The organism is Antribacter sp. NEAU-D49, assembly GCF_057158775.1.
The window spans coordinates 37,561-55,014 of sequence record NZ_JBXTSN010000003.1 but is presented as its reverse complement, the minus strand read 5'-3'; the positions used below and the strand labels follow the sequence as shown (position 1 = coordinate 55,014).

The 17,454-nt window shown below is 73.0% G+C and carries 15 protein-coding genes; 10 read left to right on the top strand and 5 right to left on the bottom strand.

What is annotated here, in order from left to right:
- Nucleotides 1-70 precede the first annotated feature (70 nt).
- The 8 genes from AC060K_RS03635 (at nt 71) to AC060K_RS03600 (ending at nt 8,284) form a co-directional block, all read left to right on the top strand.
- Nucleotides 71-541 carry a cell division protein SepF gene (locus AC060K_RS03635; protein WP_483764098.1) on the top strand — a complete coding sequence of 157 codons (471 nt, stop codon included), beginning with the start codon at nt 71-73 and terminating at the stop codon, nt 539-541.
- 184 nt (nt 542-725) lie between these two features.
- The gene (locus AC060K_RS03630; protein ID WP_483764097.1) at nt 726-1,028 is read left to right on the top strand and encodes a YggT family protein; all 303 of its coding nucleotides are present in this window, start codon (nt 726-728) and stop codon (nt 1,026-1,028) included.
- A 167-nt stretch (nt 1,029-1,195) separates the two neighbouring features.
- Complete coding sequence (locus AC060K_RS03625) at nt 1,196-1,819, top strand: DivIVA domain-containing protein (RefSeq protein WP_483764096.1); 624 nt, start codon at nt 1,196-1,198, stop codon at nt 1,817-1,819.
- A 174-nt stretch (nt 1,820-1,993) separates the two neighbouring features.
- Nucleotides 1,994-2,455, top strand: coding sequence for a TraR/DksA family transcriptional regulator (locus AC060K_RS03620; RefSeq protein ID WP_483764095.1), 462 nt, complete (start codon nt 1,994-1,996; stop codon nt 2,453-2,455).
- Nucleotides 2,456-2,492: 37 nt separating this feature from the next.
- On the top strand, nt 2,493-3,200 hold the full coding sequence (locus AC060K_RS03615; protein ID WP_483764094.1) for a signal peptidase II: 708 nt from the start codon (nt 2,493-2,495) through the stop codon (nt 3,198-3,200).
- Nucleotides 3,200-4,132 (top strand): RluA family pseudouridine synthase, encoded by a 933-nt coding sequence (locus tag AC060K_RS03610; RefSeq protein WP_483764093.1) that lies wholly within the window; start codon nt 3,200-3,202, stop codon nt 4,130-4,132. The genes AC060K_RS03615 and AC060K_RS03610 overlap by 1 nt, the downstream gene beginning before the upstream one ends.
- A 64-nt stretch (nt 4,133-4,196) precedes the next feature.
- Entirely contained in the window at nt 4,197-7,733 is a 3,537-nt protein-coding gene (dnaE, locus tag AC060K_RS03605; RefSeq protein WP_483764092.1) for a DNA polymerase III subunit alpha, read from the top strand.
- A complete protein-coding gene (locus AC060K_RS03600; protein WP_483764091.1) occupies nt 7,730-8,284 on the top strand; it encodes an NUDIX hydrolase in 555 nt (184 codons plus the stop codon). The genes dnaE and AC060K_RS03600 overlap by 4 nt, the downstream gene beginning before the upstream one ends.
- A gap of 97 nt (nt 8,285-8,381) precedes the next feature.
- Here AC060K_RS03600 and hisD read toward each other — a convergent pair whose 3' ends face one another.
- A complete protein-coding gene (hisD, locus tag AC060K_RS03595; RefSeq protein WP_483764090.1) occupies nt 8,382-9,707 on the bottom strand; it encodes a histidinol dehydrogenase in 1,326 nt (441 codons plus the stop codon).
- Nucleotides 9,708-9,780: 73 nt separating this feature from the next.
- Between hisD and AC060K_RS03590 the strand changes: the two genes are divergently transcribed.
- Nucleotides 9,781-10,008, top strand: coding sequence for an RNA-binding S4 domain-containing protein (locus AC060K_RS03590; RefSeq protein WP_483764089.1), 228 nt, complete (start codon nt 9,781-9,783; stop codon nt 10,006-10,008).
- A gap of 24 nt (nt 10,009-10,032) precedes the next feature.
- On the opposite strand, the gene AC060K_RS03585 is transcribed toward AC060K_RS03590, so the two are convergent.
- The 3 genes from AC060K_RS03585 to AC060K_RS03575 all read right to left on the bottom strand — a co-directional run bounded on the left by AC060K_RS03585 (nt 10,033) and on the right by AC060K_RS03575 (nt 11,415).
- Nucleotides 10,033-10,437 carry a pyridoxamine 5'-phosphate oxidase family protein gene (locus AC060K_RS03585; RefSeq protein WP_483764088.1) on the bottom strand — a complete coding sequence of 135 codons (405 nt, stop codon included), beginning with the start codon at nt 10,435-10,437 and terminating at the stop codon, nt 10,033-10,035.
- A gap of 61 nt (nt 10,438-10,498) precedes the next feature.
- Complete coding sequence (locus AC060K_RS03580; RefSeq protein WP_483764087.1) at nt 10,499-11,062, bottom strand: SRPBCC family protein; 564 nt, start codon at nt 11,060-11,062, stop codon at nt 10,499-10,501.
- Nucleotides 11,059-11,415 carry an ArsR/SmtB family transcription factor gene (locus AC060K_RS03575; protein ID WP_483764086.1) on the bottom strand — a complete coding sequence of 119 codons (357 nt, stop codon included), beginning with the start codon at nt 11,413-11,415 and terminating at the stop codon, nt 11,059-11,061. The genes AC060K_RS03580 and AC060K_RS03575 overlap by 4 nt, the downstream gene beginning before the upstream one ends.
- Before the next feature lie 135 nt (nt 11,416-11,550).
- On the opposite strand from AC060K_RS03575, the gene AC060K_RS03570 reads away from it, so the two are divergent.
- The gene (locus AC060K_RS03570; protein WP_483764085.1) at nt 11,551-14,856 is read left to right on the top strand and encodes a DEAD/DEAH box helicase; all 3,306 of its coding nucleotides are present in this window, start codon (nt 11,551-11,553) and stop codon (nt 14,854-14,856) included.
- A gap of 53 nt (nt 14,857-14,909) precedes the next feature.
- Here AC060K_RS03570 and AC060K_RS03565 read toward each other — a convergent pair whose 3' ends face one another.
- Nucleotides 14,910-17,159 (bottom strand): RecQ family ATP-dependent DNA helicase, encoded by a 2,250-nt coding sequence (locus AC060K_RS03565; protein WP_483764315.1) that lies wholly within the window; start codon nt 17,157-17,159, stop codon nt 14,910-14,912.
- Nucleotides 17,160-17,454 lie beyond the last annotated feature (295 nt).

Here is a 17,454-nt window from a genome sequence, read left to right as displayed (position 1 = left end):
AGCGCCGCGGGTGATCCGCAGCGATTCGTGAGCTTCGCAAGAAGTCAGGCGACGAACGGAGTTGGGAGCGATGGCCGGAGCGCTTCGCAAGACCATGCTGTACCTGGGCCTCGCCGACGACCAGGGCGAGCAGGACGAGTACTTCGACGAGTACGACGACCTGGAGGACAACGTGCAGGACCACCGCCACGCCCAGGTCACGCCGCTGCACCGGGACGGTGTCACGCGGGAGGCCCCGCTGACGACCTCCGAGCTGCGCCGCATCACCACGGTGCACCCGCGGTCGTACAACGACGCGCGCGTCATCGGCGAGGCTTTCCGCGCCGGCACGCCCGTCATCATGAACCTGTCCGACATGGACGACGCGGACGCGAAGCGGCTGGTGGACTTCTCCGCCGGCCTCATCTTCGGCCTCCACGGCTCCATCGAGCGGGTCACCAACAAGGTCTTCCTCCTCTCGCCGGAGCACGTCGAGATCACGGGCGAGGAGAAGGTGGCGGAGAAGCCGGCCGCCCGCGGAGGCTTCTACAACCAGAGCTGACGGGAACGCCGCGGGACCTGGTGCTTCCGGCCGCCCAGGACCTGCCGGCCTCCGGCCACGGGGTGCTCGCACGCGCGGGCACCCCGTCGTCGTGCCTGGGTGATTGCCGGGACCGGCCTCGGCGCGGCGCGCGGTGGCGCGCGGTAGCCGGGAACTCTCCCGTCCGTCGCGTAGTTTTGTCCACGTGACCTGGTTCTGGGACCTCCTGTCCTTCCTGTTCTTCCTCTTCCTCCTGTTCCTCATCGGCCGCCTGGTCTTCGACTGGGTGCAAGTGTTCGCCCGCGAGTGGCGGCCCCGAGGCGTGCTCCTCGTGGTGGCGGAGGCCGTGTATTCCGTCACAGACCCGCCCCTGCGCGCACTGCGGCGGGTGATCCCGCCGCTGACGATCGGCCAGTTCCGCATCGACCTGGCGTTCCTGGTGCTCTTCCTGCTGGTGTCGCTGATGATGAACCTGGTGATCCCGGCACTACGGATGGCGACGTCCTGACACGCCCTCCGGACAGGGTCTGTGATCAAATCGTGTCCACGGTGGCTCCCGGTGTCCGGTCCGGGACACGTCCGCTACCGTGGACTCTCGACGGCAGACGCGCGGCTCAGCAGCGCCGACGCGTCCGATAACCCGTTCCCGACGCTCTACAGCTACGAGGTGACACGATGGCACTGCTGACGGCAGAGGACATCCTCAACAAGAAGTTCTCGGCGACGAAGTTCCGCGAGGGCTACGACGTCGAGGAGGTCGACGACTTCCTCGACGAGGTCGTCAGGACCTTGAGCGCGGCCCAGGAGGAGAACGAGGGCCTGCGTACCAAGCTCGCCGCCGCCGAGCGGCGCATCGCGGAGCTCTCCCGCGGCGAGGCCGCGGCGCCGCGGCCCCAGCAGGTTGCCGCCCCGCTCGCTGCCGCCCCCAAGGCTGCGCACCCGGAGCCGGAGTCGGCCACGGGCATGCTGCAGCTGGCCCAGAAGCTGCACGACGACTACGTGCGCTCGGGCCAGGAGGAGGGCGACCGGCTCATCGCCGAGGCCAAGTCGGAGGGTGCCCGCATCGTCCGGGACGCCGAGGAGACCTCGCACCGCACGCTGTCGCAGCTGGAGCAGGAGCGGTCGCTGCTGGAGCGCAAGATCGACGAGCTCCGTCTCTTCGAGCGCGACTACCGCACGCGCCTGAAGAGCTTCCTGCAGAACCTGCTCGGTGACCTGGACGCCAGGGGCTCGGCTCTTCCGCCGCGCGGCAACGCGCCCGCCGGCCGTCCGGCCGAGATGGCGCAGGGCGGCATCTGACCCGACCGGGGACGGAGACGGCCGGCCGGGCCTCACCTCGCGGTCGGCCTTCCGCCCTCGGACAGACCCACCGGCCCGCACACGAGTCGCGCCCTGGCGGCGCGTCCCGTTGTGCGGGCCGGTTTGTGTGCTTACGCTTCGGGGACCAAATCCCGGGCATGAATGAGGGGAATCATGACCAAGCTCTCGACGACCACGCGGGCCGCCCTGAAGCAGGAGTTCCCGAACCTGGCTCGGGACGTGAAGTCCTTCCCGGTCCGTGACGGGGAAGAGCCCTGGACCCTCCGTGAGGCGGAGGAACAGGCCGCCTTGCTCCTCGAGGAGAAGGAGCGGCTCGAGGGCGAGCTGAAGGCGGCTGACGCGGAGCTGAGCGACCTGCTCCGCAACTCCGGTGACGGTGCCGGCGACGACCAGGCGGACTCGGGCTCGAGCGCGCTGGAGCGCGAGCAGGAGCTCACCCTGGTCAACAACATGCGCGACCTGCTCGACCAGACCAAGCACGCTCTCGACCGGATCCGCAACGGCACCTACGCCACGTGTGAGATGACGGGCCTGCCCATCGGCAAGGCGCGGCTCCAGGCCTTCCCGAGGGCCACGCTCTCGGTCGAGGCCAAGGCCCGCGAGGAGCGCCGCTAGCCAGCGGGCCCAGGCGGGCATGGCAGACTTGCGGGCGATGTCTACCCCCGCCGAACCCGTGCCCGCCGAACCCGTCGCCACCACGGAGACCGACCCGGTGCCCGGCACCACGCCCGAGGGCGCGTCCGACGAGGGCGCGACCCAGCCCGGCCCCGGGACGCCCGAGCGGCCGCGGGCCAGCCGTGTCCTCGTGGCCTGGACCGCAGTCCTGGCCGCCGTCGTGCTGGCCGCCGACCAGCTCACCAAGTGGTGGGCCGAGTCGTCGCTGACGGTCGGGGGCGAGCCGGTCCCGCTGGTGGGCGAGCTGCTCCAGCTGCGCCTGATCTACAACCCGGGCGCCGCCCTGTCCATCGCGACGGGCATGACCTGGCTGCTCACCATCGTCGTCGCGGTCGTCGTGGTCGTCATCATCCGGATGATCGGCCGCCTGGGCTCGCGCGGCTGGGCGGTCGCGCTCGGCCTGCTGCTCGGCGGGGCTGTCGGCAACCTCGTCGACAGGCTGCTGCGTGACCCCGGGTTCGCCCGCGGGCACGTGGTGGACTTCATCGACTACGCCGGCTTCTTCGTCGGCAACGTGGCAGACATCGCGATCGTCGCCGCGGCGGTCCACATCGCGATCCTGTCGCTCCTCGGCATCGGCCTCGACGGCCGGCGTGACGGGGACAGCAAGGACGGGGACGGCAAGGGCGCCGAGGCCTCGTCGGACGCCGAGGCGTCCGGCGCCGAGAAGCCGGACGCGGGCTGATGCCGCTGCGGACCCTGCCCGTCCCGGACGGGCTCGCGGGCGAGCGGGTCGACGCGACCCTCGCCCGCATGCTCGGCTTCTCGCGGACCCGGGCGGCGGAGCTCGCCGAGTCCGGCGCGGTGCGGCTGGACGGCAGGGAGGTCGGCAAGTCCGACCGGGTGGCCGCCGGCGGCTGGCTCGAGGTCGACGTGCCGGACCCGGCCGACCAGGCCCCGGCCGTCGTCGCGGAGCCGGTGCCGGGCATGGGCATCGTGTACGACGACGACGACGTCGTCGTGATCGACAAGCCGGTGGGCGTCGCGGCCCACCCCTCGCCGGGCTGGACCGGTCCCACCGTGGTGGGCGCGCTGGCAGCCGCGGGCTACCGGGTGTCGACGTCGGGCGCTGCGGAGCGTCAGGGGATCGTGCACCGGCTCGACGTGGGTACGTCCGGGCTGATGGTCGTCGCCAAGAGCGAGGCCGCCTACACCGGGCTCAAGCGCGCGTTCAAGGAGCGCACGGTCGACAAGGTGTACCACGCGCTCGCGCAGGGGCACCCGGACCCGACGTCGGGCACCATCGACGCCCCGATCGGGCGCCACCCCACGTCGGACTGGAAGTTCGCCGTGACGGCCGACGGCAAGCCGTCGGTGACGCACTACGAGGTGCAGGAGATGCTGTCCGCGGCGTCCCTCGTGGAGGTGCACCTCGAGACGGGCCGCACGCACCAGATCCGGGTGCACTTCGCGGCCCTGCGGCACCCGCTCGTGGGCGACCTGACGTACGGGGCGGACCCGGTGCTCGCCTCCCGCGTGGGCCTCACGCGACAGTGGCTGCACGCGGTGCGCCTGGGCTTCGAGCACCCGCTCACGAGCCGCTGGGTCGAGGTGTCGAGCGAGTATCCCGAGGACCTGGCGCACGCGCTCGAGGTCGTCCGCGGCGCCTACCGCTGACCGTGTGAGAAGGCCCTCGGCGCGTTCGCCCGGGCGTGTCGGAAGGTCGTCCTAGACTCGCTGCATGCCGACCGCCACCGAGGACTTCGTCCATCTCCACGTCCACACCGAGTACTCGATGCTGGACGGCGCGGCGCGGATCGGCGACCTGTTCGACGAGGTGGAGCGGCTGGGCCAGAAGGCCATCGCCACCACCGACCACGGCTACGTCTTCGGGGCCTACGAGTTCTGGGCCAAGGCCAAGGCCAAGGGCATCAAGCCGATCATCGGCGTCGAGGCGTACGTGACGCCCGGCACGAGCCGGTTCGACCAGACGCGCGTGCGCTTCGGCCAGCCCGGCCAGGAGAGCGACGACGTGTCGGCGCGCGGCGCCTACACGCACCTGACGCTGCTGGCGCGCACCACGGAGGGCATGCACAACCTCTTCCGGGCCAGCTCGCTGGCGTCGCTCGAGGGGCAGATGGGCAAGTGGCCGCGCATGGACCGGGAGCTGCTGCAGCGCTACAGCCCGGGGCTGACGGCCACGTCGGGCTGCCCGTCGGGAGAGATCCAGACCCGGATGCGGCTGGGCCAGTGGGACGAGGCGGTGCGGGTCGCCGGTGAGCTGCAGGACATCTTCGGCAAGGAGCACTTCTTCATCGAGCTCATGGACCACGGGCTCGAGATCGAGACCCGCGTGACCAAGCAGCTCCTCGAGCTGTCGAAGACCATCGGCGCCCCGCTCGTCGCCACGAACGACCTCCACTACGTCCGCGAGGAGGACGCCTCGTCGCAGGAGGCCCTGCTGGCGATCAACTCCGGCTCCACGCTGGACGACCCGGACCGGTTCAAGTTCGACGGCACGGGCTACTACGTGAAGTCCGCCGCGCAGATGCGCAAGGTCTTCTCGGAGCTGCCGGAGGCGTGCGACAACACGCTGCTCATCGCGGAGCAGTGCGACGTGGAGTTCAACACGTCGGCCAACTACATGCCGCGCTACCCCGTGCCGGAGGGCGAGGACGAGACCAGCTGGTTCATCAAGGAGGTCGAGCGCGGACTCCACGCCCGCTACCCCGGCGGCATCTCGGACGAGGTGCGCAAGCGCGCCGACTACGAGGTCTCGGTCATCGTCCAGATGGGTTTCCCCGGGTACTTCCTCGTGGTCGCCGACTTCATCAACTGGGCCAAGAACAACGGCATCCGCGTGGGGCCGGGCCGTGGCTCGGGTGCCGGCTCGATGGCCGCGTACGCCATGCGGATCACCGACCTGGACCCCATCCCGCACGGCCTCATCTTCGAGCGGTTCCTCAACCCGGACCGCGTGTCCATGCCCGACTTCGACGTCGACTTCGACGAGCGCCGTCGCGGGGAGGTCATCAAGTACGTCACGCAGAAGTACGGCGAGGACCGCGTCGCGCAGATCGTCACCTACGGCACCATCAAGGCCAAGCAGGCCCTGAAGGACTCCGCCCGGCTCCTCGGCATGCCGTACGCCATGGGGGAGAAGCTCACCAAGGCCATGCCGCCCGCCATCATGGGCAAGGACATCTCGCTCGGCGGCATCTTCAACCCCGAGGACAAGCGGTACAACGAGGCCGAGGAATTCCGCCAGGTCCACAACAGCGACCCGGAGGCGCAGCGGGTCGTCGAGCTGGCCCGCGGTATCGAGGGCCTGAAGCGCCAGTGGGGCGTCCACGCCGCCGGCGTCATCATGTCCAGCGACCCGCTGATCGACATCATCCCGATCATGCGGCGCCCGCAGGACGGCGCGGTCATCACGCAGTTCGACTACCCCACGTCCGAGGGCCTCGGCCTGATCAAGATGGACTTCCTGGGGCTGCGCAACCTCACGATCCTCGACGACGCGCTCGAGAACATCGTGCTGAACGGCAAGCCGCCGCTGGACCTCGAGGCGCTGGCGCTGGACGACGTCGAGACGTACCAGCTGCTCGCCCGCGGTGACACGCTCGGGGTGTTCCAGCTCGACGGCGGCCCCATGCGCTCGCTGCTCCGCCTCATGAAGCCTGACAACTTCGAGGACATCTCCGCCGTCCTGGCGCTGTACCGCCCGGGTCCCATGGGCGTGAACTCGCACACCAACTACGCGCTCCGCAAGAACGGCCAGCAGGAGATCACGCCGATCCACCCGGAGCTCGCGGAGCCGCTCTCGGACATCCTGGACACCACGTACGGCCTCATCGTGTACCAGGAGCAGGTCATGGCCACGGCCCAGCGGGTCGCCGGCTACACGCTCGGACAGGCCGACCTGCTGCGTCGCGCCATGGGCAAGAAGAAGAAGTCCGAGCTGGACAAGCAGCAGGAGATCTTCTTCGGCGGCATGACGGAGCGGGGCTTCTCCAAGGAGGCCCAGCGCCAGCTGTGGAACGTCCTCGAGTCGTTCGCGGACTACGCGTTCAACAAGGCGCACACCGCGGCCTACGGTCTCGTCTCGTACTGGACCGCGTACCTCAAGGCGCACTACCCCGGCGAGTACATGGCCGGCCTTCTCACGAGCGTGCGCGACGACAAGGACAAGTCGGCCCTCTACCTCAACGAGTGCCGTCGCATGGGCATCACGGTGCTCCCGCCGGACGTGAACTCGTCGTCGGCCAACTTCACCGCCGTGGGCAAGGACATCCGCTTCGGCCTCACCGCCGTGCGCAACGTGGGCCGCAATGTCGTGGACGCGATCGTCGCCAGCCGCGAGGAGAAGGGCGACTTCACGTCGTTCCAGGACTTCCTCGACAAGGTGCCCGCGGTGGTCTGCAACAAGCGCACCATCGAGTCCCTGATCAAGGCCGGCGCGTTCGACTCCCTGGGCCACACGCGGCGCTCGCTGCTCGTCATCCACGAGCAGGCGGTCGACGCGGTCATCAGCGTCAAGCGCAAGGAGGCGGAAGGCCAGTTCGACCTCTTCGCCGGGTTCGGCGGGGACGACGACGAGCCGGGCCTCGGCTTCTCCGTGGACGTGCCCGACCTGCCCGACTGGGAGAAGAAGCAGAAGCTCACCTTCGAGCGCGAGATGCTGGGGCTGTACGTCTCCGACCACCCGCTGTCGGGCCTGGAGCACGTGCTGTCCCGAGCGGCGGACACCTCGATCGCGGCCCTCATGGCCGACGAGCACCGCCCGGACAACTCGGTGGTGACCGTCGCGGGCCTGCTCACCTCGGTGCAGCGCAAGATGAGCAAGAACGGCAATCCGTGGGCAGCCGTGACCATCGAGGACCTGGAGGGCGCCGTCGAGGTCATGTTCTTCGGCGAGACCTACCTGGCCTACTCGACGGTCCTGGCCGAGGACCAGGTGGTGGTGCTGCGCGGCAAGGTGCGTCGCCGGGACGAGACCATGCAGCTGCAGGCCATGGAGGTGGCGCTGCCCGACATCACGACGACGAACGACTCCCCGCTCGCCGTGACCGTGCCGCACAGCCGCGCCGTCGAGCCGGTGATCGTCCGGCTCCGGGAGGTGCTGGCGACGCACCCCGGGTCGGCCGAGGTGCACGTGGCGGTCGCCGAGCCGGGCAAGCGGACGGTCGTCCGGGCGGCCGACACGCTGCGCGTGGAGAAGTCGCCCGCGCTGTTCGGCGACCTGAAGGCGCTGCTCGGCCAGAACTGCCTGTCGTGAGCGAGCGCCCCGCGACGGCCCCGCGCGACCCGGCCGGGTCTGGTCCGGCTGGGTCTGGTCCGGCCGGGTCTGAGCGGGCCCAGCGCGACGCGTCGGCCGACCACCGGTTTCGCGTGGTGCCCGCCGCCTACGTGCTGCTGCGCAGCGAGGGCCAGGTGCTGCTCCAGCTCCGGCAGGGCACCGGCTACCGCGACGGGCACTGGGCCGCGGCGGCGGCCGGGCACGTCGAGGAGGGCGAGTCGGTGGTGCAGGCCGCGGTGCGCGAGGCCCGCGACGAGCTCGGCATCGACGTGGACCCCGTCGACGTGCGGCCGCTGACCGCCATGCACCGCGGGGAGCCCGCCGGGCCGGCCCTGGAGCAGCGCGTCGACTTCTTCTTCGAGGTGGCCCGCTGGTCGGGCACCCCCGAGCTTCAGGAGTCCGACAAGGCGGCGGGCCTGCGGTGGTTCTCGTTCGTCGCCCTGCCCACGCCCGTCGTGCCGCACGAGCTCGCGGTGCTGCGCGCGCTGCACGACGGGCACGTGCCGCCGATCATGACGTTCGGCTTCTGACCGCAGCGTCCCGGAGACCGACCGCCACCCAGAACAACATTGCGCAGGCAACCCGGCCGGGTTGCCTGCGCGATGTTGTTCTCGCGGAGCGCTGGGCTCAGTGGAAGCGGCCCCGCACGGCCTCGCCGTGCGCGGGCAGGTCCTCGTCGTTCGCGACCGCCACGATGCCGTCCGCGACCTCGGCCAGAGCCTCGCGCGTGTACTCGATGACCTGCACCGACTTGAGGAAGCTGTGCACGCCGAGCCCGCTCGCGAAGTGGGCGGAGCCGCCGGTCGGGAGGACGTGGTTCGAGCCGGCCATGTAGTCGCCCAGCGACACGGGCGACCACGGGCCCACGAAGACGGCGCCTGCGTTGCGCACCTGCGCGGCCACGGCGGCGGCGTCGTCGGTCTGGATCTCGAGGTGCTCCGCGCCGTAGGCGTCGACCACCTCGAGGCCGGCCGCGACGTCGTCGACCAGCACGATCGCGGACTGGCGGCCGCCGAGGGCCTGGGCCACGCGAGTGGAGTGCTTGGTGGCCGAGGCGAGGTCGACGAGCCGGGCCTCGACCGCGCCCGCGAGCTCCACCGACGGTGTGACCAGGACCGACGCCGCGAGCGGGTCGTGCTCCGCCTGGCTGATCAGGTCGAGGGCGACGTGGCCCGGGTCGGCCGTGTCGTCTGCGAGAACCGCGATCTCGGTGGGGCCGGCCTCGGCGTCGATGCCCACCACGCCGCGCACGAGGCGCTTCGCGGCGGCGACGTACACGTTGCCCGGCCCCGTCACGACGTCGACCGGGTCGCAGAGGACCGCGCCGTCCTGCGGCTCGCTGCCCGCGGCGCCGTACGCGAACATCCCGATCGCCTGGGCGCCGCCCACCGCGTACACCTCGTCCACGCCGAGCAGGGCGCACGCCGCGAGGACGGTGGGGTGCGGCAGGCCGCCGTGGTCCTTCTGCGGCGGGGACGCCACGGCCAGGCTGGGCACGCCGGCCTCCTGTGCGGCGACCACGTTCATGACCACCGACGACGGGTACACCGCGAGACCGCCGGGCACGTACAGGCCCACGCGCTGGACCGGGATCCAGCGCTGGCGCACGACGGCGCCGGGCGCCAGCTCCGTGGAGTGGTCGGCGGGCACCTGCGCCGCGTGCACGATCCGCACCCGCCGGACCGCCTCCTCGAGGGCGGCCCGGACCGTGGGGTCCAGCTCGGCCAGGGCGGTGTCGAGCGCGGCCCGGGGCACCCGGAGGTGCTCGGGACGGACGCCTTCGAACCGCTCGGCGAGGGCGCGCAGGGCCACCGCGCCGGCGGTCCGCACGTCGTGCAGGATCGGCTCCACCGCATGCACGGCCTCGTCGACCCCGAGGTCGGGACGGGGGAGGACGTCGAGCAGGTCACGGCGCGAGAGGCGCCGGCCGCGGAGATCGATGCGCTGGATCACGCGGCCAGTCTATTTCCCCGGGGCGTAGTGGGCCGGACGCGTCTCACGTGAGCCGGCGGGGGAGAATGGGGCCATGTCTTCCGTCCCTGAGGTCCCGATCCGCGACGACGTCATCCGGCTCGGCCAGTTCCTGAAGCTCGCCGACCTCGCCGAGTCCGGCACGCACGCCCGCGACCTCGTCGCCGAGGGCGAGGTCAGTGTCAACGGCGAGGTCGAGACGCGGCGCGGTCGCCAGCTCGTCCGCGGCGACGTGGTCGCGGTGTCGACGCCGCAGGGAGACGTCAGCGCGCAGGTGGGCTGAGCCTGGCGGCTCGCGTCCGGTCGGCTACGACGCCATGTACGTCGACGCCATCACCTTGTCCGGCGTCAGGCGCAGCACGACCCGCTGCGGGTTCTCCGGCAGCGGACGGTACCGGCGGGCGTAGCGCTCCACCGCGGTGGCGATCTCGTCCGGGTCCTCGTTCACCACGATGGTGCCCTCCAGGGTGATCCACCGGCCGCCCTGCACCTGGCAGATCGCCCCTCGCGCGGGAGTCCCGTCCGCCCGCGGTGCGGCGTTCCGCGCCTTGACCGACTCGCGGTTCGTCGTGATCCGCACGACCCCCTGCTCGGGATCCCACGTGAACGCGACGGGCACCACGTGCGGCGAGCCGTCCTCGCGCAGCGTCGTGAGGGTGGCCAGGTGGCGCTCCGTCACGAAGACGAGCTGTTCGGGGTTCAGGCGGATCACGAGCCACGAGTCTAGAGGGCCTGGTGCCCGCCGCACCCCGCGCGGGCCTTCGCCCCTCCCGTCAGGGGCTGGCGGCGGCCACCGGAAGGTCCCGGTAGCCGGGCAGATACTGCGCGAAGAGCGCGTCCCAGCCGGGCTGCGGCTCGTCGGCCGGCTCGTGGGCCAGCTCGGCGGCCAGCCGGTCGAGGAAGGCGTGCCAGCCCGCGCCGTACCCGCGTGCCGAGGCCTCGGGCAGCGCCCGGTGCTCGAGCGTGAGCAGCGCACCGTCCTGCCCGACGGCGGTCGTGGTCACCTCCACCTCCGACGTCGCCTGCCCGCCGGGCGCCTCCCACGTCACGAGCAGCCTGCGGCCCGGCTCGCACGCGACCACGCGGCCCCAGTTGCGCGACTCGCTGTCCGGGTCGCCGCCGGTCAGGTCGAGGACGAAGTCGCCGCCCGCACGCAGGTCGCCCGTGAGCCCGCCCAGCCACCGGGCCACTCGCTCCGGCCGCGTCACCGCGTCCCACAGGTCGGCGGGGGTGGTGGGGAAGGTGCGCTCGAAGCGGACGGCGACCGTGGCGTCGTCGTCGGGCAGCACGGTGGTGCCGGCGAGGCGGCGCAGGACGCCGAGGTTCGGGATGGTCATGTGTCCTCCGGGGTGCGGCGCTCGCGGTTCCCGCGGGCGATCTCGGTGCCGAGGGCGTCGAGGCGCTGGGTCCAGAAGGCCGCGACGGAGCCGAGCCAGTCCTGGGTGTCGCGCAAGGTGCCGGCGCTGAGCTCGTAGACCCGGCGCTGGGCGTCCGCGCTGCTCGTGACCACCCCCGCCTCCCGCAGGACCCGCAGGTGCCGGGACGTACCAGGCTGGGAGAGGCCGCGCTCGGTGCGCAGGACGTCGGCGAGCTCGCCGGCGGTGCGCGGACCGTCGGCGAGGAGCTCGACGACGCGGCGCCGGACGGGGTCGCCCAGAGCGTCGAGGGCGCGGGCTGCGGTGGAGCTCATAGGACCCACTGTATGTGCCTGGTGTTATATAACGCAACGGCTATGAGAGTTCTGGCCGAGGCAGTGCCTTCGTCGGACGAACCCGCTGCCTCGGTGGGGCGGGGCGTCGGGCGGACCCTGTGGAACCATGGCCGGGTGCCCCTCTCCACCACTCCGCCGAGCCTCGACGAAGGTGCCGTGCGCCGTCTCGTCGGCGCCGCGGCCTACGAGCGCGGCCTGGACTACCAGCGCTCGGGGCGCGTCCTGGACTGGACCTGGCGGGCCAGGACGCGCGAGCTCGGGGCGCGTGTGCGGGGGAGCGGGCGCAGCGTCTACCAGTGCCTCGTGACCTTCGACGTGGCCCGCTCCGGCAGGTACGAGGTGATCGCGGCCGACTGCTCGTGCCCCGTCGGGTACGACTGCAAGCACGTGGCGGCCACGCTGATCGAGAGCGGCGTGGCCGCGGACCCGGCGGAGCAGGCCGGGCTCCCCGGCGAGGGGACCTGGCGCCACGCGCTCGGGCGGGTCGCCGCGGGACCCGTTCCGGGTGCGGCGGGCGGCGACCTGACCGCCGGGCTGCGCGTGCGGCTCACGTCGGCGGCTGTCCTCCCGGGTGCGCCGCCGCCGACGATCGCCGTGCGCCCCGCCCTGCGCACCGGCGCGGGGCGGTGGACGGCGGGGCCCGAGGCGTCGTGGGACCGGCTGCGCTACGGGTACGGCCTGCCGCTCGACCCGCAGGTGCGCGAGTGGTTCGTCGAGCTCGCCGACCTGGCCGCGAACCGGGGGAGCCGGTACCGCCTTCCCGCGTGGGTGGACCTGGGCGACCTCGGCCGCGCCGTCTGGACGCACCTGGAGCAGGCGGCCGACCTCGGGATCGAGCTGGTCGGCGCCGCCAGCGGCGAGACGGTGCGCCTCGCGCGCCGGGCGGAGGTGGTGGCCGAGGCCTCAGCCACCGGCGACGGCGGGCTGCGGCTCGCGCCCGCCCTGCGGTTCGACGGCGTGCCGGCCGTTGCGTCCGCCTTCGGGGCGGCGGGCCCGGCGGGCCTGTTCGCCGTGGAGCGGCACGACGGCGGCCAGGTCCTCCTCCTCGGGCCGGTACGGGGAGCTCTGACCGCGCCGCAGCGGGAGCTGCTCGCCCTCCCCGAGACGGTAGTGCCGCCCGCGGACGTGCCCGAGTTCCTCGACGAGGTCTACCCGTCGCTCCGGCGGCGGGTGGGTGTCTCGTCCGACGGCAGCGTCGACCTGCCCGAGCCCCCGCGGCCCGTGCTCGTGGCGCACGTGCGCTACGAGTCCCCGGCCCGGGCGGGCGTCACCTGGGAGTGGGAGTACGGCAGCGCACGACGCCCCTTCGGGGCCGACGACGCGGACCCGCTCCGCGATCCGGGGCTGGAGCGGGCGATCGTCGGACGGGTCGAGGACGCCGTGCGGGGCGCCGACGGGTTCGGCGGGTTCGCCGTCGCGGACGCGCGCGAGTTCCTCGGCCTGGCCGCGCTGGACCTGACGCGGGCGGTCGTGCCGGTGCTGCGCGAGCTGGCGGACGTCCGCGTCGACGCGGAGGACGTGCCCGAGTACGCCGAGCTCGACCAGCGGCCCGTCGTGGGGCTCGCCGCGGCCGCCACCAGCGACCACGACTGGGTCGACCTGCAGCTCACCGTGAGCGTCGACGGCCGGGAGATCCCGTTCCGGCCCTTGTTCGAGGCGCTGGTGCGCGGTACCGGCCGCCTGCTGCTCGTCGACGGCTCATGGATGCGCACCGACCGGCCGGTGTTCGACCGGCTCCGCGACCTGATCGACGAGGCCAAGGGCCTGAGCGACACACCGTCCACGCTGCGGCTCAGCCGGTACCAGGCGAGCCTGTGGGGCGAGCTGGAAGAGGTGGCGGACGTCGTCCAGCAGTCCGATGCCTGGCGGCGGTCGGTCGGCGACCTGCTGGCGCTCGTCCGGTCCGGGGAGTCGCCCGCCGGCGACCCGCTGACCACCGCGGTACCCCCTCCGACGGGGCTCAAGGCCGACCTGCGGCCGTACCAGCAGCACGGCTTCGAGTGGCTCACGTTCCTCTGGCAGCGCGGGCTCGGCGGGATCCTCGCCGACGACATGGGCCTCGGCAAGACGGTGGAGACCCTCGCGTTCCTGGCGCACGCGCGGTCCGAGGAGCCGGACGCCAGCCCGTTCCTCGTGGTGGCACCCGCGTCCGTGGTGAGCAACTGGGCCGCGGAGGCCGGGCGGTTCACGCCCGACCTGCGGGTGGCGGTGCTGCCCAGCACAGCGGCGAAGATCGGCACCACCGTGGCGGAGGTGGCTGCGGACGCCGACGTCGTCGTCACGTCGTACGCGATCTTCCGGCTCGACTTCGAGGCGTTCACGGACGTGGCGTGGAGCGGGCTCGTGCTCGACGAGGCCCAGTTCGCGAAGAACCACCGCACCCGGGCCAACGAGTGCGCCCGCCGCCTGAGAGCGCCGTTCAAGGTGGCGATCACCGGTACACCGCTCGAGAACAACCTGATGGAGCTCTGGGCGATGCTCGCGATCGTCGCGCCCGGGCTGTTCCCGTCGGCGGGCCGGTTCCGGCTCGAGTACGTCCGGCCCGTCGAGGCCGCTGCCCGTGACGCCGCGCTCGGCGCGGGGGCGCGGGACGCGTCGGTGGCCCGGGCGGGCGCCGCGGCCCTGGCCCGCCTCCGGCGGCGCGTGCGCCCGCTGCTGCTGCGCCGCACCAAGGAGCAGGTGGCCCCGGAGCTGCCCGACCGCCAGGAGCAGGTGCTCCGCGTGACGCTCGACCCGCGGCACCGGCGGGTCTACGACACTCACCTGCAGCGTGAGCGCTCCCGCCTGCTCGGTCTGCTGACCGACTTCGACGCCAACCGGGTCGCAGTCTTCCGCGCGCTCACCACCCTGCGCCGGCTGGCCCTGGACGCCGCCCTGGTGGACCCGGAGGCGTACCGCGGCGTGCGGTCCGCCAAGCTGGAGGTGCTGGAGGAGCAGCTGGTCGAGCTTGCTGCCGAGGGGCACCGTGCGCTGGTGTTCTCCCAGTTCACGTCGTTCCTCCAGCGGGCGGCGGAGCGGTGCCGCGACGCCGGTCTCGACGTCGAGTACCTCGACGGCTCCACGCCGGACCGGGCCGCGGTGATCCGCCGCTTCAAGGACGGCACGGCACCCGTGTTCCTCATCAGCCTCAAGGCCGGTGGCTTCGGGCTGAACCTGACCGAGGCGGACTACGTCTACCTGCTCGACCCGTGGTGGAACCCGGCCACCGAGGCGCAGGCCATCGACCGGACGCACCGTATCGGCCAGACGCGCAACGTCATGGTGTTCCGGCTCGTCTCCGAGGGGACCGTCGAGGAGAAGGTCATGGCGCTCAAGGAGCGCAAGGCGCAGCTCTTCGACGCGGTCCTCGGCGACGACGAGGGCATGTTCTCGGCCTCGCTCAGCGCCGACGACGTGCGCGGCCTGCTCGACGCGCTCTGAGGGGCCGGGCCCGTCGCTGCCCGCCCCGCCCGGTTACCGCCCGCCCCGCCCGGTTACCGCACGCCCAGCACGAAGGGGTACACGGCGGACGCCCCCGCCTGCCGGAGGAGCCGTGACGCGACGGTGACGGTCCACCCGGAGTCGGTGTAGTCGTCGACCAGGAGCACCGCCCGCCCGGGCAGACCGCGCAGCGCCGGCTCGCCGAGCTCGAGCTGCAGCCGCCGCATCACGCCGGCCAGCCGCATCGCCGAGTTCACGTCGTGCCGGCCGGGCTCCTCCTGCCCCGGGACGGGGCCCACGGCGCCGATCAGCGGAACGCCGAGGTACTTCGCCAGCCCGGTCGCCAGGTGGAACGTGAGCTGCGGGCGGGTGACCGACCGGACCGCCACGACCCCCTGGACGAGCAGCCGGCCGGGCGCGGCGTCGGCCGAGACCTCGTCCGACGCCGCGGCGGCCGGTGCGTCGGTCCCGGCGGCGGCCGGTGCGGCCTCCCGCAGCGCCGCCCAGTCGTCGAGGACCCGTGCGGCGGCACGACGCAGCGGCACCGGCACCTCGCCGTCGGGCGTGCCGGGTGCGAGGAGGTCGCGCAGCGGCCCCGACCAGCCCAGCCCGTCGAGCCGGGCGACGGCCCGGCCGGGCTCGGCCTGCTCGCCGGCCGGGATGCGGCCCTTGACGTCGAGCCCCAGGGTGGCCAGGCCCGTGGGCCACATGCGGCGTGCCTCGATCTCGACGCCCGGCCGGTCCATCTCGGCGCGGGCCTCCGCGACCGCCTCGGCGTCCGGGGCGTCGGGAAGGTCCACGCCGCCGCACCGGTCGCACCGGCCGCACTCCCAGCCGGGGGTGAGCTCCGGGTCGTCGAGCTGGGCGCGGAGGAACGCCATGCGGCACCCGGGCGTCGGCACATAGTCGACCATCGCCTGCTGCTCGGCGGCGCGGGTCGCGGCGACGCGCTCGTACCGCTGCGCGTCGTAGACCCACTCCTGCCCGGTGGCCACCCAGCCGCCCTGGACCCGCTTCACGGCGCCATCCACGTCGAGCACCTTGAGCATGGTCTCGAGCCGCGACCGGCGCAGGTCCACGTGGGCCTCGAGGGCCGCCGTCGACAGGGCGCCGCCGGCTCCCTGCAGCGCGGCGAGGGTGGCGCGCACCTGGCCCTCGGCCGGGAACGCCTGCTCACCGAACCAGTCCCAGATCGCCTTGTCCTCGTGACCCGGGAGGAGCACCACGACGGCCCGGTCCACGCCACGCCCCGCACGGCCGACCTGCTGGTAATAGGCGATCGGCGACGACGGAGCGCCCAGGTGCACCACGAACCCCAGGTCGGGCTTGTCGAAGCCCATGCCGAGCGCCGAGGTGGCGACGAGCGCCTTGACGCGGTTCTCCTTGAGGTCGGCCTCGAGCTGCTCCCGCTCCGCGGGCTCGGTGCGGCCCGTGTACGCCGAGACAGCGAGCCCGTGCCCGCGCAGCTGCTCCGCCACCTGCTCCGCGGCCGACACCGTGAGGCAGTACACGATGCCCGACCCGTCGACGTCCTGGAGCGTCTCCGCCAGCCAGGCCACCCGCGTCGGCTGGTCGCCCAGCTCCAGCACGGCCAGGTGCAGGGACTCCCGGTCCAGCGCGCCGCGCAGCACGAGCACGTCCTCCGCCGTGGCGCCACCCGACACCCCGAGCTGTTCCGCCACGTCGGCCGTGACGCGGGCGTTGGCGGTGGCCGTCGTGGCGAGCACCGGGATGCCCGGCGGCAGGTCCGTCAGCAGGGTGCGGATGCGCCGGTAGTCCGGCCGGAAGTCGTGGCCCCAGTCGCTGATGCAGTGCGCCTCGTCGATCACGACGAGGCCCGCGTCGGCGGCCAGGCGCGGCAGCACCTCGTCGCGGAAGCCGGGGTTGTTGAGCCGCTCGGGGGAGCAGAGCAGCACGTCGACCTCGCCCCGGCCGATCGCCGCGTGGACCTCTGCCCACTCGGTCACGTTGGCGGAGTTGATCGTGACGGCCCGGATGCCCGCCCGGGCCGCGGCCGCGATCTGGTCCCGCATGAGCGCCAGGAGCGGCGACACGATGATGGTGGGACCGGCGCCACGCGCCCGCAGCAGGCGCGTGGCGACGAAGTACACCGCCGACTTGCCCCACCCGGTGCGCTGGACCACGAGCGCCCGGCGCCGGAACGCGGTCAGCGCCTCGATCGCCAGCCACTGGTCCTCGCGCAGCACCGCGTCCTCGCGGCCGACGAGCTGCCGCAGCGCTACCTCGGCCTCGTCGCGGAGCGTGCCGCCCTGGCCCGCGCCCTCCATGAGCTCGCGCAGCATGGCCAGCTTGGCGGCCTTCGCCGCCTCGGGCGAGGCAGGGGCGCCCGCGCCGGGCCGGCCCGGCGCCGCACGGTCGGCAGGCGGCGCGCCGGGGGCGTCGGCGACGGGCGGCTCCCCGAAGTCGTCCGGGGGCTCGTCCATCGCGAAAGGGAGGTCGGCGAACGGGTCCGAAGAGGTCACGTGTCGATCGTAGGGGCCACCACCGACGCTCGGGCCGGTTGGCAGCCGGTGCCTGTGGACAACCGCGTTCGGTGGGCGGACTCACATCCGCCCGCCGTGACAGCCTCCGTAGACT